Genomic DNA, 13,084 nt, shown 5'->3' with positions numbered 1-13,084 from the left:
GGTTCAAGCCTTGGTGTCCGACCACATGTGGAGCATCGGCGAGCTCGCGGAGCAGGCGGGCGTCACCGTCAAGACCGTCCGCTTCTACTCGGACCGCGGCCTGCTGCCCGAGGCGGCGCGCAGCGCCGGGGGCCACCGCCGGTACGGGCCCGAGGCGCTCGACCGGCTCCGCCTGATCCGCTCGCTGCGCACCCTGGACCTGCCGGTCCCGGACGTGGGGCGGGTCCTGGAGCGGGAGGACGCGCTGGGGGAGGTACTGGAGGACGTCGTCGCCGGGCAGTTGCGGGAGCTCGGCACGCGGCTGACCGCCCTGCGCTGGCGGGAGGCCGCCCTCCACCTCCTCCGCGACTGCGCCCCCGGGGAGCGCGCCGAACGGCTGCGCCTCCTCGGCTCCGTGACCGCCCCGCCGAGCACGGCGGCGCCGGCCCGCTTCTGGCGCTCCTGGCTGCCCGCGCGGCTCCCGGCCCGGCTGGCCTCCGCGATCGTCGACGCGTCGGTGCCGCAGCCGCCCGCGGACCCGACGCCCGCCCACGTACTGGCCTTCGCCCGGCTGCACGCCCTCGTCGCCGGCATCCCCCACCCCGGCGCCGACTACTGCCAGCCCGCGCAGCACCGGCCGGAGAACGGCTACGACCTGGCCGTGCTGTACGACGGCCTCACCGAGGCCGCCGCGCTCGCCGCGCCGGCGCTGCGGGCGCGGCGGTCACCGCACGAGGGCGAAGCGCTGGACTGCTTCGTCGCCGCCCACGCCCGCGCCCGCGGTCTGCGCGACACCCCCGCCTTCCGCCACCGGCTCAGCCACCAGCTCGCCGCCGACCCGTACATCGACCGCTACTGGCGGCTGCACGCCGAGCTGTCCGGCCCTGAACCCACCCTCGGCGCCGCCCACGACTGGTTCCGCGCCGCCCTGGACACCCAGGCGGCCCGGACCTTGGGGCAGTTACGCTGCTGTCCATGAACGGCAGCGGCACCGCACCAGCAGTACCCCGCCCCGCGTACCGGCGGCTGAACGTGGCGGAACGGCGCGCCCAGCTGCTGACCGCGGCCCTCGGCCTCTTCGCGCAACGGGCGCCGGAGGACGTGTCGTTGGACGACGTGGCGACCGCGGCCCAGGTCTCCCGGCCGCTGGTCTACCGCTACTTCCCCGGCGGCAAGCAGCAGTTGTACGAGGCCGCCCTGCGCAGCGCCGCCGACAATCTCGAAGGCTGCTTCGCCGAGGCGGAGACGGGACCGCTCACGCTGCGGCTGGCCCGCGCGCTGGACCGCTACCTCGCCTTCGTCGACCAGCACGACACCGGATTCAGCGCGCTGCTGCAGGGCGGCAGCGTCGTGGAGACGGTGCGCACGAACGCCATCGTCGACGAGGTGCGGCGCACTGCTGCGGAACAGATCCTGCGGCACCTGGGCGCGCCGGAGCCGGGCCCGCGGCTGCGGATGATGGTGCGTACGTGGATCACCGCCGTCGAGGCGGCCTCGCTGATCTGGGTCGACGAGGGGAAGCAGGTGCCGCTGGACGAGCTGCGCGACTGGCTCGTGGACCACTTCGTCGCGCTGATCGTCGCGACCTCGGCGACGGACGAGGAGACCGCGCGGGCCGCGGCCGCCGCGCTGGCCACGGAGACCGCCGACGGGCCGGTCGGCACCCTCGCGCGGCGGCTCGCCCCGGCCCTGTCGGACGCCGCCCACCTGCTCTGATCCCGGTCTGTGGCCCCTGATGGCGGACCCTGATGTGACACTGGCCGGGTGAGAAGCGAGAGCACGTGAGAAGCGAGAACACGCCCTTCGTCGGCGGCCCGATGGACGGGCGGGTGCTCCCGGTCCTGGTCGGCGCGACCGGCCGGCCGCCCGCCCGGTACGAGATCCCCGTCCCCGGGGAGGCCGGCGCGCCGGAGACGGTGCACGTCTACCGGCGCGAGCCCGGCCCGGCCGGCCGGCTGGGGCTGCCGCGCGGCTGGGTGTACGCCTACGACGCCGAAGCGCGGCCCGGTACGGGGCGGCCCAAGTGGCCGTGGAATCGTCAGCGTTGAGGGAACTCCCGCCGCGCGCCGGGCGTTTTTCCGGTACTCGACGGCCTGCACGACGGCCGCCGATCGGGTGATGCCCGTCCCCCGGTTCGCTCGCTCCCCCGGCGGGAAGGCGTGGCCCGTGGCACCATCCGAACCAGTCGGATGGTCGGTCCAGAGCGGAGGTGGCGCGGTGCGGGGACGGTTCCGACGGTCGGTGGGGACGGTGGCGCTGCTGGGCGCCGCCGCCGTGGCGCTGCCCGCTGCGCCCGTGTACGCGACTGTGTCCGGGACGGCAAGGCCCGCCGCGCCGCCCGACATCCCCGTGAGCGAGCTGCTGACCCGGCTGCAGAAGCTCTACCAGCAGACGGAGACGGCCACCGAGGCGTACAACGCCACGGAGGAGGACCTCAAGGCGCAGGCCAAGCTGTCCAAGAAGCTCGACGGACGGCTGCGGGCCGCCCGCTCGGACCTGGCGCAGGGGCGCGCGGACGCCGGACGGCTGGCCCGCGAGCAGTACACGGGCTCCGGGCCCGGCGGCCTCTCGCCGTACGTGCAGTTCCTGCTCTCCAAGGACCCCGAGCAGGCGCTGGACCGCGGCCATCTGCTCAAGGAGGCGGCCGGCCACCAGGCGGACACGGTCACCCGGCTCGCCGGCAGCGCCAAGAAGGCGGACGAGCTGGCGACCGAGGCGAAGCAGGCGCTGGACAAGAAGAAGTCCCTGGCCGACCGGCGGAAGAAGCAGAAGGCGAAGGTCGAGGGCCGGCTGCGGGAGGTCGAGGCGATGCTCTCCTCGCTCTCGCCGGAGCAGCTGGCGGAGCTGAGCCGGCTGGAGCGGGCCGACATGCAGGACGCCCAGCGGGACTTCCTCGGCTCCGGCGCGCTCGGCGGCCCGCAGGCCCCGTCCAAGGGCGGCGAGCGGGCCATGGCGTACGCGCTGACGCAGGTCGGCAAGCCGTATGTGTGGGGCGCCGAGGGCCCGGACTCCTTCGACTGCTCGGGACTCACCTCGCAGGCGTGGGCCCATGCGGGGAAGCCGATCCCGCGGACGAGCCAGGAGCAGTGGAAGCAGCTGCCGCACGTCAGCCTGCGCACGCTGCGCCCCGGCGACCTGGTGATCTACTTCCCCGGCGCGACGCATGTGGCGATGTACATCGGGGACGGCATGGTCGTGCAGGCCCCGCGCCCCGGCGCCAAGGTGAAGATCTCCCCGATCGCCGCCAACCCGCTGCTGGGCGCCGTCCGCCCGGACGAGGACGCGGCAGGGCTGAAGGACTACACCCCGCCCGAGCTGCCGGACGGCGCCACGGACGGCTCCGACACGGGATACGGCGACACGTCGGCGCCCGGCAACTGATCCGGCAAAGTCGGCGGCCCGGACGGGTCGGCGGGGCGGCTCCCCCCGAGGGAGCCACCCCGCTTCCGTACCGCGCGAGCGCGCCTCAGGCGGTCAGCGACGCGAGGTACGCGCCCGCCTTGTCCGGGTCGTAGAAGAAGTTCTCGAAGTCGGACGGGTCGTTGAAGCCATTGGCGAAACGATCGGCCGCGGGCTGCAGCTGGCCGGCCGCGCCGATGTAGTTCAGCACGTGCTCCGGCGGCGGCGCCAGCATCGCGTTCGTCCACTTGGTGACGTGCTGGGCGGTGGCCCAGTACCGGTCGAAGGTGGCCTGCATCCAGTCCGCGTCGAACGGCTTGTCACCGTTCTCGATGATCGAGTCCAGGTACGCCTTGGCGCACTTGGAGGCGGAGTTCGAGCCCTGGCCGGTGATCGGGTCGTTGGCCACGACGACGTCGCCGACGCCGAGCACCAGGCCGCCCGAGGGCAGCTTGCCGATGGGGTTGCGCACGGTCGGCGCGTACCGGCCGGCCAGCGTGCCGTTGGCGTCGGTCAGCTCGACGTTGGTGCAGCGCGCGTACTCCCAGGGCAGGAACTTCTCCAGCAGCTCCAGCGTCAGCGCCAGGTGCTCGTTGGGGTCCTTCACGCCCTGGAAGGCGTCCAGCGGGCCGCCGGGGATGCCCTCCCAGAAGAGGATGTCGGCGCGTCCCGAGGTGGTGTAGGTCGGCATGACGAAGAGCTCGCCGACGCCGGGGACGAGGTTGCAGCGGACCGCGTCGAACTCGGGGTGCTCGGGGCGGGGGCCCATGCCGTGCACGTACGCGACGGCCAGCGCGCGCTGGGGGGTGTCGTACGGGGAACGCGTGGCGTCCCGGCCGAACATGGACACCAGCTCGCCCTTGCCCGCCGAGACCAGCGTCAGGTCGTAGCGGGAGGCGAAGAAGTCGAGGTCGGAGACGGCGGCGCCGTGGATGACGAGCTGGCCGCCGCGCTGCGCGAAGGTCTCCATCCAGCCGGCCATCTTCACGCGCTGGTCGACGGACTGGGCGTAGGCGTCCAGCTTGCCGACCCAGTCGATGGCGCGCTGGGAGCCCTCGGGCGACTCGAAGCTGCCCGGGGCCGCCACGGAGACGCCCAGGCCCTCGATGCGCGGCGCCTGGCTCTCCCAGAAGTTGAGCTGGAGGTCGCGCTCGTACTGGAGGGCGGTGTGGAACATGCACTGCGTCGACATGACCCGCCCTGAACGGATCTCGTCGGCCGTGCGGTTGGACATGAGGGTGACCTCATAGCCCTTGGACTGCAGTCCAAGGGCCAACTGGAGACCGGACTGACCGGCTCCGATGATGAGTATCTTCCGCATGGTGGTGCTCTTCTCTGCTGGGGCCCGCGAGCGGAGCGGGCCTATTCGGGGGTCATCTCCAGGGCATGCGCGACGACAGTGAGCAAGGACTCCACGACCGTGATCCGCTTGCGTGCGTCCATGATCACCACGGGCACGTCAAGTGGTACGGAAAGGGCCTCGCGCACATCCTCGGCCGCGTATTCGGCGGTCCCCTCGAAGTGATTGACGGCGACGACGTACGGAAGACCGCAGCTCTCGAAGTAGTCGAGAGCGGGGAAGCAGTCCTCCAGACGCCGGGTGTCCGCCATCACTATCGCGCCGATGGCACCCCGGACCAGGTCGTCCCACATGAACCAGAACCGCTGCTGCCCGGGCGTACCGAAGAGGTACAGGACCAGGTCCTGGTCGAGCGTGATGCGGCCGAAGTCCATCGCGACCGTGGTCGTGGTCTTCTCCGGGGTGGCCGTCAGGTCGTCGGTGTCCTCGCTGGCCTGCGTCATCACCGCTTCGGTCTGCAGCGGCGTGATCTCGGAGACCGACCCGACGAAGGTCGTCTTGCCGACGCCGAACCCGCCCGCCACCACGATCTTGGTGGCGATGGGGGCCTGCGTACGGTCCGTCTGCCAGCTCTGCAGCCCTTCGTCGGCGGCAGGCGTCCCGGCGCTCGCCGTCATCGTCTCAGAGCCTGCGAAGTCCACTCAGCACCCTCTCAAGCAGCGCGCGGTCGGGCTGGCCGGTGCCGTGCCCGGAGCCGTAGACGCGGATCTTTCCCTGGTCGGCGAGGTCGCTGAGCAGGACGCGGACGACGCCCAGCGGCATTTTGAGCAGCGCGGAGATCTCCGCGACGGACCGCATCCGGCGGCACAGTTCGACGATGGCGCGCATCTCGGGCATGACCCGGTCGGCCCAGCCGCCCGAGGTCAGCTCGCGGCGCTCCTCCGGCGCCTCCAGCGCGGCCACGAACGTCTCGACGAGCAGGACGTGGCCGAAGCGGGTGCGGCCGCCGGTGAGCGAATACGGCCGCACGCGGGCGGGTTTGCGATCCCCGCCTCGCGTGGGGAGTTTGGGTGCGGTACTCACTGGACGCTCTCCATCGACTTGCGCAGTTCACTGCGGAGTTCGGGGGTGAGGACATGGCCGGCCCGGCCGACGAAGAGCGCCATGTGGTAGGCGATGACGCTCATGTCGCAGTCGGGGGTGGCATGCACGCCGAGCAGCGAACCGTCGCTGATGTAACTGACGAACAGACTGCCCTCGTCCATGGCGATCATCGTCTGCTTGACCGTGCCGCCGTCCATCAGCTTCGCCGCGCCGTTGGTGAGGCTGCCGACGCCGGACACGATGGTGGCCAGGTCGGCGCTGGAACCCCGCGGGCCGCGTTGTGCCGCGGCCTCAGCGGTCCCTTCCGACAGCTGCGGGTCGGAAGCCAGCAGCAGCAGTCCGTCCGACGACACGACGGCCACCGAACGGATGCCCGGCACCTCGTCGACCAGATTGGACAACAGCCACTGCAGATTCCGTGCCTGATGACTCAGTCCGTAAGCAGTGGGCGCTTGCGCCTTCAATCGCGTGCCTCCTCGACAACGTGACTCTCTTCCGGGGCCCCCGCTCCGTCGGTGTCCGTTTGTGGGATGGTCTGTTCGGCCGTGCGCTCCGCGATCTCGGCCTCCACGTCCCGCCGGCCTTCCTGCGCGCCCTTCTGGAAGCCGCCCAGTCGGCGCCGCAGCGCCTCGGCGTTCACCCCGCCGCCCTGCCGCGGCGCGCTCGGCTGCCGCTGCTCCACGATCCGGGGCGTGCGCTTGGGCAGCCCCATGTCGGTGAGCCGCCGGGCGGGCGGCTCCTCCTCGGCGTCCTCGGCCCGGCTGTGCTCGGCGCTGCCGCCGTCGACCGGGGCCGGCGCCACCGGGGCGTCGTCCGCGACGTACGGCGACCGGCCGGCCGGTACGGCACCCGTCTCGGGGCCGCCGTCGGGGTCACCGGAGAAGTCCGGCACGCCCGGGCTCGGCGCGGCCGTGCTCGGCACGCCCGGGGTCTGGGCGGCCGGGGGCGTCCCGATGCCCGCCGCGTCGATCGTCCGCTCCGCCGCCGCGATCAGCGGGTCGGCGAGCGGGCCGGGCGGCGGGCCGGTCAGGGAGCCCGGCAGGGGATCCGTGAGCGGGTCCGGCACCCGGTCCGGCAGCGGGTCGGTCAGCGGGTCGCCGACCGGTCCCGGCGCCGCCGCCCGCTGCTGCGGCTGATGCTGCTGCGCCTGCGGCAGGACGCGCTGGCCGCGAGGCGGCAGCGCGTTGGAGTTGGCCTCGGCGACCGAGCCCGGAAGGGACGGCCCGGCCTGCACCGTGCCCGGCTGTGCGGCCGCGGCCGGCGCCGGACGGGTCGGCAGGATGGACTTCGGCAGCACGACGACGGCGGTGACGCCGCCCTGCTGCTGGTCGCGCAGCTGGACGCGGACGCCGTGCCGCGCGGCGAGCCGTACGACGACGTACAGGCCGAGGCCGAGCGCCTCGTCGACCGTCTCCGAGGACGTCGCGGTCTCCGGGTCCGACAGCCGCTGGTTCAGCTCCGCCATCCGCTCGGCGGTCATCCCTATGCCCTGGTCCTGGACCGAGAGCATCAGCTCGCCGCTCTCCAGCAGCCAGCCGGAGAGCTCCACGTGGGCGTCCGGCGGCGAGAACGCCGTGGCGTTGTCCAGCAGCTCGGAGACGAGGTGGCTGACGTCGTCGGCGGCGAAGCCGGCGACCTGGGAGTGCGGCGGCAGCGACTGGATGCGCACCCGCTCGTACCGCTCGATCTCGCTGATCGAGGCGCGCAGCACGTCCAGCAGCGGCACCGGCACGGCGTTGTGGTTGCTGTGCTCGGAGCCGGAGAGGACGAGGAGGTTCTCGCTGTTCCGGCGCACCCGGGCGGCGAAGTGGTCGAGCTTGTACAGCGTCTCCAGGCGCTCGGGGTCCTGCTCGCGCTCCTCCAGGCTCTCGATCACGCCGAGCTGGCGCTCGACGAGGCCGACCGTGCGCATCGCCAGGCTGACGAACCGGTTGTTGACGCCGGAGCGCAGCGCGGCCAGCCGCTCGGTGAGGTCGGCGCGCTCCTCCAGGAGCACGTCGCGCTCGGCGGCCAGCCGCTTGCGGCCGCTCGCCATCCGGGCGCGCTCACCCTCCGCCTCGGCGGCCGTCCGCGCCAGCTCGGCGACCTGCGCGTGCAGCGCGTTGACGGACCGCACGGTCTGCGCGTACTCGTCGTTGCGGCCCTTGTACTCGATGGCCGGCTCGTCCGCCGGGTCCTTGGCGACCCGCGCGGCCCCGCGGCGCAGCGCGGACAGCGGCTGGGTCATCGTGCGCGCTGCCCAGATGCTGATGCCGACGGCGAGCAGCAGGCAGAGCCCGACCAGCCCGATGCGGATCTCCAGCGAGGTGACGTCCTCGTCCCGGAGCTTCGCCATCGCCTTGACGTCGGCGGTGCTCAGCGAGGACTCCACGCTGCGCATCAGGCCGATGCGGGTGGCGGTGGTGGACTGGATGCGCTTCCGGTCGAGCTGCAGGTCCAGGGGGTAGAGCCGGGGCTGGTCGGTGAGCTTGTCGAGATAGCGCTCGGCGGTGTCGACGTCGGTGCCGTTGACCGTGCGGTCGTAGCTGTCCCGGGCGTCGTCGCCGGCTGTCTGCGCGAAGTCGGCGAGCGAGGTCAGTTCGCGTACGTGCGACTGCTGGGCGGCGGCGGACAGGTCGGTCTGCCGGCCCTCGCTCGCCAGGCCGGCGAGCAGCAGCGCGCGGGTGGCGGACGCCTGTTCGGTGGCGCGGCCGAGGAGCGGCAGGTCCTGGGCGCGGGAGCCGGCCGCGCTGGCGCGGGGCGGCACCCGGCGGGCGATGTCGCCCGAAATGGCGTCCAGCGCCTGAATGGTGGCAGTGTAGGACTTGAAGGTGTCCAGGGCACCGCCCGTGCCGGTCAGCGCCTGCTGGCGGACCTTGGGCAGCGACGTGAGCAGCTTGCCGGCGTCGCCGAACGCCGCGGTCTCGGCGGAGCTCTCGGCCGCCTCGGCGCGCAGGTCCTCGATCTGCCGGTCCACGCGGGCCCGCTGGGCCTCCGAGACGCCGGCGCCGCCGCGCGTCGTCCGGCCTCCCGCGACATACACCGTCATGGCGTCGCGCTCGTCGGCGAGGGAGTGCGCGAGGGTCACCGCGCGGGCGTTCAGCTCGCCGAGGTCGACCAGCTCCTGGGAGCCGTCCACGTCCTGCATCGCCGAGGAGATGACGGGCGTGCCGACCGCCATGACAGCGACGGCGACCACCGCCACGGCTCCCATGAGCCTGTTGCGCACGCGCGCGGGACGTCCGCCCGCACGCTCACCGTCCGTACCGGACCTGGCCGGGCCGGCCGGTTTTGCCGGCTCCACCACGTCACCCCGAAGCCGCTTCTTCCGCACCGCTGCTCGCAATCCTGTCTCGCCTGCCCACGCCGTGTGTGGCCTTGCGGACCCGGCCGTTCTCCCCGGAAGGCGGATCTGTGGCGCATTCGCAGCACCTCACGCCCCCGCCGGGCAGACAGTCCGGCTGTGCGCGTCGCGATGAGGGAATGGCCCCACCCAAGATCCGGAATACGACCATTTCACCGGCGCCGCGCGGTGGCCCGACAACGCCTGCCCGGCCACCTGAATGAGTGAACATCAATCGGAAGTTGACCATCAACTTCCGCTGTGAGGCGCAACAGTAGGCCATCGGCGGGCGGGTTTGGAGAACGGTCCGGGGCCTGGCAGGATGCCCGCCCGCATTTTGCGGAGCGTCCTTTCGGCCCGTCAGGAGGCCGGAATCGGCGCCGTTCGCGCGCCGCGCCCCCGATTCCCCGCATTCCGGACGCCCTTCCTCCGCCTTCCCCCGCCTTCACCGGCCGCTCCGGCATGCTTGCCCACATGCGCATCGAACTGGCCACCGAGCCCGGCGACCCTCAACGCCCCAATGAGGACTACGCATCAGTAGCGCTGCCCGCGGCCGGTCAGGGCGGTGTCCTCGTCCTGCTCGACGGCGTGACGCCGCCGCCGGAGGACTTCGGGTGCCGCCACGACGTGCCGTGGTTCACCGCGCGCCTCGGGGGCGCGATGCTCGAACTGTCCGGTTCGCTCCGCGACATGACGCTCACCGAGGCCCTCTCCGAAGCCATCGGGCGCACCGCCGCGACCCATCGCGACACCTGTGACCTTTCTCACAGGAGGACTCCGCAGGCAACGGCCATCGCCGCGCGCTGGTCCCCGCACGCCGTGGAGTACCTCGTGCTGTCGGACTCGGCGCTGCTCATCGAAGCGCCGGACGGCACGGTCGAGGCGGTACTGGACCAGCGCCTCGAACAGCTGCCGGCCGCGGTCGGCGAGCTGCGCGCCGCGGTACGGGCGCTGCCGGAGGGGTCCGCCGAACGGGCTGCCGCGGCCCGGGAGTACGTCACCGCGGTCGAGGCGCTGCGCAACACCGAGGGCGGTTTCCACACCGCGGCCGCCGACCCTTCGGTGGCGGCGCGCGCGGTCACGGGCACCGTGCCGCGCGACCGGGTCCGCTCGCTGACCGCGCTGAGCGACGGGGCCGGGCGCTGGGTCGAGGTGTTCCGCGAGGGCTCGTGGGCCGACTGCCTGGGCGTGGTGCGCAAGGAGGGGCCGCAGGCGCTCATCGACCGGGTACGGGCGGCCGAGAACGCCGACGCGGACGGGCTGGACTTCCCGCGCGGCAAGCTGCACGACGACGCCGCGGTGGTGTACGCGGAGCTGTGAGACGGGGCGGCGGCGGGCCCGCTCCGGGCGTCAGCCCTCGCCCGCCTCCCGCGGCTCCTGCCCGCCTTCCCGCGCCTCGCCCTGCTCGCCTTCCCGTACCTCGTCCTGCTCCTGCTCCTGCTCTTGTTCATCGTTCAACCGATGCAGCAGGCGCGCCAGTTCGGCGATCTCCCCGCGGTCCCAGGCGGCGAGCCGGCGGGCGTACCGGTCACGCCGGGCACTGCGTACGCGGGTGAAACGGGCCAGCCCCTCGTCCGTGAGCCGGACCAGGACGGCGCGCCCGTCGGCGGGGTCCTTCTCGCGGGCCACCAGCCCCAGGTCGTCCAGGGCCCGCAGCTGACGGCTGATGGTCGCCTTGCCGACGCCGAAGTAACAGGCCAGTGCGGTGGCGCGCTGCTCGCCGGCCTCCGCGAGCCGGAGCAGCAGGCCGTACGCCGACGGCTCCAGGTCGGGGTGCACCTCGCGGGCCATTTCGCCGGAGGAGGCGCGGGCCCGGCGCAGGAATACCGCCAACTCGTGCTCCAACGACAGAAAGAGGTCGTCGATGCCGCCGGGCCGCTTCGCCGCCGCCCCGTCGGTTCCGGTGTTGTGCACGTCAGCGCCCTTTCCCGTTTTCCGGACGATGGAAGAAATTTTCAGCGGCGGCCGATTCCGCAGCTGAGCCAGTATTTCGCAGGATTAGACCAACGGAATCACCTGGTCCCCCTTTCCGCCTCTGGTCTACGCGCGTATCGTCATTTATGGCATGACCACACCAAGTCAGCCCTCTCCCTCCCAGGTCCCACCGAGATCTACGGAGTCACGTATGCGCGTGCACAGATCCGGCCCGGCCCGCCACCTCCGGCGCCCCACCGCCACAGTGGCCGCAACCCTCCTCACCCTGCTCGCCCTGCTCTGCGGCACCGCCGGCACCGCGACCGCCGCCGGGCCCGCCGGCACCCCCGGCAAGGACGCGCCGGAGCCCACCCACCCCGGCCAGGACTGGGCCGGCTCGCAGGTCGCCAAGCACGAAGGCGGCACGGGGGCACCCGTCGCGCCGTCCGTCCAGGCGTCCGTGGAAGGCGTGGACGTCAGCGGCCATCAGGGCAACGTCGCATGGTCGACGCTGTGGAACAGCGGAGTGAAGTTCGCCTACGTCAAGGCGACCGAATCCACCAGCTACATCAACCCGTATTTCGCTCAGCAGTACAACGGGTCCTACAACGTCGGCATGATTCGCGGCGCCTACCACTTCGCCACGCCCAACACCTCCAGCGGCGCGGCCCAGGCCAATTACTTCGTGGACCACGGAGGCGGCTGGTCGAAGGACGGCAAGACGCTGCCCGGCGCGCTCGACATGGAGTACAACCCCTACGGCGCCACCTGCTACGGCATGAGCGCAACCGCCCTGGTGAACTGGATGAAGGACTGGTTCGCCACGTACAAGGCGCGCACCGGACGGGACGCGGTGATCTACACCTCCACCAGCTGGTGGAAGCAGTGCACCGGCAACTACGCGGGCTTCGGCAGCGTCAACCCGCTGTGGGTCCCGCGGTACGGCTCCTCCGTCGGTGAACTCCCGGCCGGCTGGGGCTTCCACACCATCTGGCAGTACACGTCCACCGGGCCGACCGTGGGCGACCACAACCTCTTCAACGGCGCGTACGACCGTCTCCAGGCGCTCGCGAACGGGTAAGAGGCCGACAGGGCTCCCCCTACGTGCCGTGAGGACCTGCGCCGGCCCCTCCCGCAGGCCCTCGCGGCACGGCGCCCTGTCTCCCCTCCCCCTTGCGCGTCTTCGAAAGAGGCTCCCCCCTATGCGCATACGCCGGTGCATCACGCTGCTCTCCACGCTCTGCACGGCCCTCGCGGTGGCCGTGCCCGCCTCCGCCGCATCCGCATCCCCCACCCCCTCCTCCGCCGACACCGCCCACCACTACGGACTCGACCACGCCGGCGGTACGCTCCGCGCCCACGAGGGCGGCACCGCGTCCGGCCCGGCGCCGCAGCCGCTCGCCGGGGTGGCCGGCATGGACGTCAGCAGCCACCAGGGCAACGTCGACTGGCCCGCGGCCTGGCGCGCCGGCGCCCGCTTCGCCATCGTCAAGGCCACCGAGGGCGCGGGCTACCGCAGCCCCAAGTTCGGCCAGCAGTACGGCGGTGCGTACAACGTCGGCATGATCCGCGGCGCCTACCACTTCGCGCTGCCGAACACCTCGTCCGGCGCCACGCAGGCCAACTACTTCGTCGACAACGGCGGCGGCTGGAAGGCGGACGGCCGGACGCTGCCGCCCGCGCTGGACATCGAGTACAACCCGTACGGCGCGGCCTGCTACGGCCTGAGCCGGGCGGCCATGACCGCCTGGATCCGGGACTTCAGCGCCACGGTGCACGCCCGGACCGGCCGCTACCCGATGATCTACACCGCCACCAACTGGTGGCGCCTGTGCACCGGCGACAACGCGTCCTTCGGCATCAAGCACCCCCTGTGGATCGCCCGCTACGCCGCCTCCCCCCAGCCCCTCCCGTCCGGCTGGCCGGCCCACACCATCTGGCAGTACGCCGACCGCGGCCGCTTCCCCGGCGACCAGAACGTCTTCAACGGCTCGGTGGCCCAGCTCCGCGCTCTCGCGGAGGGGTGACCGCCGCCCCTGGGGACATCGGGAGGCCCGGAGCCCCCG

The 13,084-nt window shown here is 72.6% G+C and carries 13 protein-coding genes; 7 read left to right on the top strand and 6 right to left on the bottom strand.

The features are described 5' to 3' along the window. The first annotated feature begins 25 nt into the window (after positions 1 to 25). The 4 genes from ACZ4MH_RS18305 to ACZ4MH_RS18290 all read left to right on the top strand — a co-directional run bounded on the left by ACZ4MH_RS18305 (position 26) and on the right by ACZ4MH_RS18290 (position 3,360). The gene (locus ACZ4MH_RS18305) at positions 26 to 958 is read left to right on the top strand and encodes a helix-turn-helix domain-containing protein (protein ID WP_467754579.1); all 933 of its coding nucleotides are present in this window, start codon (positions 26 to 28) and stop codon (positions 956 to 958) included. Beyond that, a complete protein-coding gene (locus tag ACZ4MH_RS18300; protein WP_351599560.1) occupies positions 955 to 1,695 on the top strand; it encodes a TetR/AcrR family transcriptional regulator in 741 nt (246 codons plus the stop codon). Before ACZ4MH_RS18305 ends, ACZ4MH_RS18300 begins: the two co-directional genes overlap by 4 nt. A 65-nt stretch (positions 1,696 to 1,760) precedes the next feature. Next, on the top strand, positions 1,761 to 2,027 hold the full coding sequence (locus tag ACZ4MH_RS18295; RefSeq protein ID WP_351599561.1) for a hypothetical protein: 267 nt from the start codon (positions 1,761 to 1,763) through the stop codon (positions 2,025 to 2,027). A 169-nt stretch (positions 2,028 to 2,196) separates the two neighbouring features. Then, complete coding sequence (locus ACZ4MH_RS18290; RefSeq protein ID WP_351599562.1) at positions 2,197 to 3,360, top strand: C40 family peptidase; 1,164 nt, start codon at positions 2,197 to 2,199, stop codon at positions 3,358 to 3,360. A gap of 85 nt (positions 3,361 to 3,445) precedes the next feature. On the opposite strand, the gene ACZ4MH_RS18285 is transcribed toward ACZ4MH_RS18290, so the two are convergent. From ACZ4MH_RS18285 to ACZ4MH_RS18265, 5 genes are read right to left on the bottom strand one after another with little or no spacing between them, the layout of a single operon-like run. After that, positions 3,446 to 4,699, bottom strand: coding sequence for a styrene monooxygenase/indole monooxygenase family protein (locus tag ACZ4MH_RS18285; RefSeq protein WP_351599563.1), 1,254 nt, complete (start codon positions 4,697 to 4,699; stop codon positions 3,446 to 3,448). A gap of 41 nt (positions 4,700 to 4,740) precedes the next feature. Beyond that, a complete protein-coding gene (locus ACZ4MH_RS18280; RefSeq protein WP_351599564.1) occupies positions 4,741 to 5,355 on the bottom strand; it encodes a GTP-binding protein in 615 nt (204 codons plus the stop codon). Positions 5,356 to 5,359: 4 nt separating this feature from the next. Then, positions 5,360 to 5,761: a DUF742 domain-containing protein gene (locus tag ACZ4MH_RS18275; protein WP_351599565.1), complete on the bottom strand. Its 402-nt coding sequence runs from the start codon at positions 5,759 to 5,761 to the stop codon at positions 5,360 to 5,362. Then, entirely contained in the window at positions 5,758 to 6,246 is a 489-nt protein-coding gene (locus ACZ4MH_RS18270) for a roadblock/LC7 domain-containing protein (protein WP_351599566.1), read from the bottom strand. The genes ACZ4MH_RS18275 and ACZ4MH_RS18270 overlap by 4 nt, the downstream gene beginning before the upstream one ends. Further along, a complete protein-coding gene (locus ACZ4MH_RS18265) occupies positions 6,243 to 8,990 on the bottom strand; it encodes a nitrate- and nitrite sensing domain-containing protein (RefSeq protein ID WP_351599567.1) in 2,748 nt (915 codons plus the stop codon). The genes ACZ4MH_RS18270 and ACZ4MH_RS18265 overlap by 4 nt, the downstream gene beginning before the upstream one ends. A gap of 588 nt (positions 8,991 to 9,578) precedes the next feature. Here ACZ4MH_RS18265 and ACZ4MH_RS18260 point away from each other — a divergent pair. Beyond that, a complete protein-coding gene (locus tag ACZ4MH_RS18260) occupies positions 9,579 to 10,424 on the top strand; it encodes a hypothetical protein (protein ID WP_351599568.1) in 846 nt (281 codons plus the stop codon). 30 nt (positions 10,425 to 10,454) lie between these two features. Here ACZ4MH_RS18260 and ACZ4MH_RS18255 read toward each other — a convergent pair whose 3' ends face one another. Next, on the bottom strand, positions 10,455 to 11,018 hold the full coding sequence (locus ACZ4MH_RS18255) for a MarR family winged helix-turn-helix transcriptional regulator (RefSeq protein ID WP_351599569.1): 564 nt from the start codon (positions 11,016 to 11,018) through the stop codon (positions 10,455 to 10,457). A gap of 211 nt (positions 11,019 to 11,229) precedes the next feature. On the opposite strand from ACZ4MH_RS18255, the gene ACZ4MH_RS18250 reads away from it, so the two are divergent. Then, positions 11,230 to 12,099: a lysozyme gene (locus ACZ4MH_RS18250; RefSeq protein WP_351599570.1), complete on the top strand. Its 870-nt coding sequence runs from the start codon at positions 11,230 to 11,232 to the stop codon at positions 12,097 to 12,099. Positions 12,100 to 12,220: 121 nt separating this feature from the next. Beyond that, positions 12,221 to 13,045, top strand: coding sequence for a lysozyme (locus ACZ4MH_RS18245; RefSeq protein WP_351599571.1), 825 nt, complete (start codon positions 12,221 to 12,223; stop codon positions 13,043 to 13,045). Positions 13,046 to 13,084 lie beyond the last annotated feature (39 nt).

Source organism: Streptomyces sp. NPDC026301 (assembly GCF_055567935.1).
This window is presented reverse-complemented; position numbering and strand designations above follow the sequence as displayed.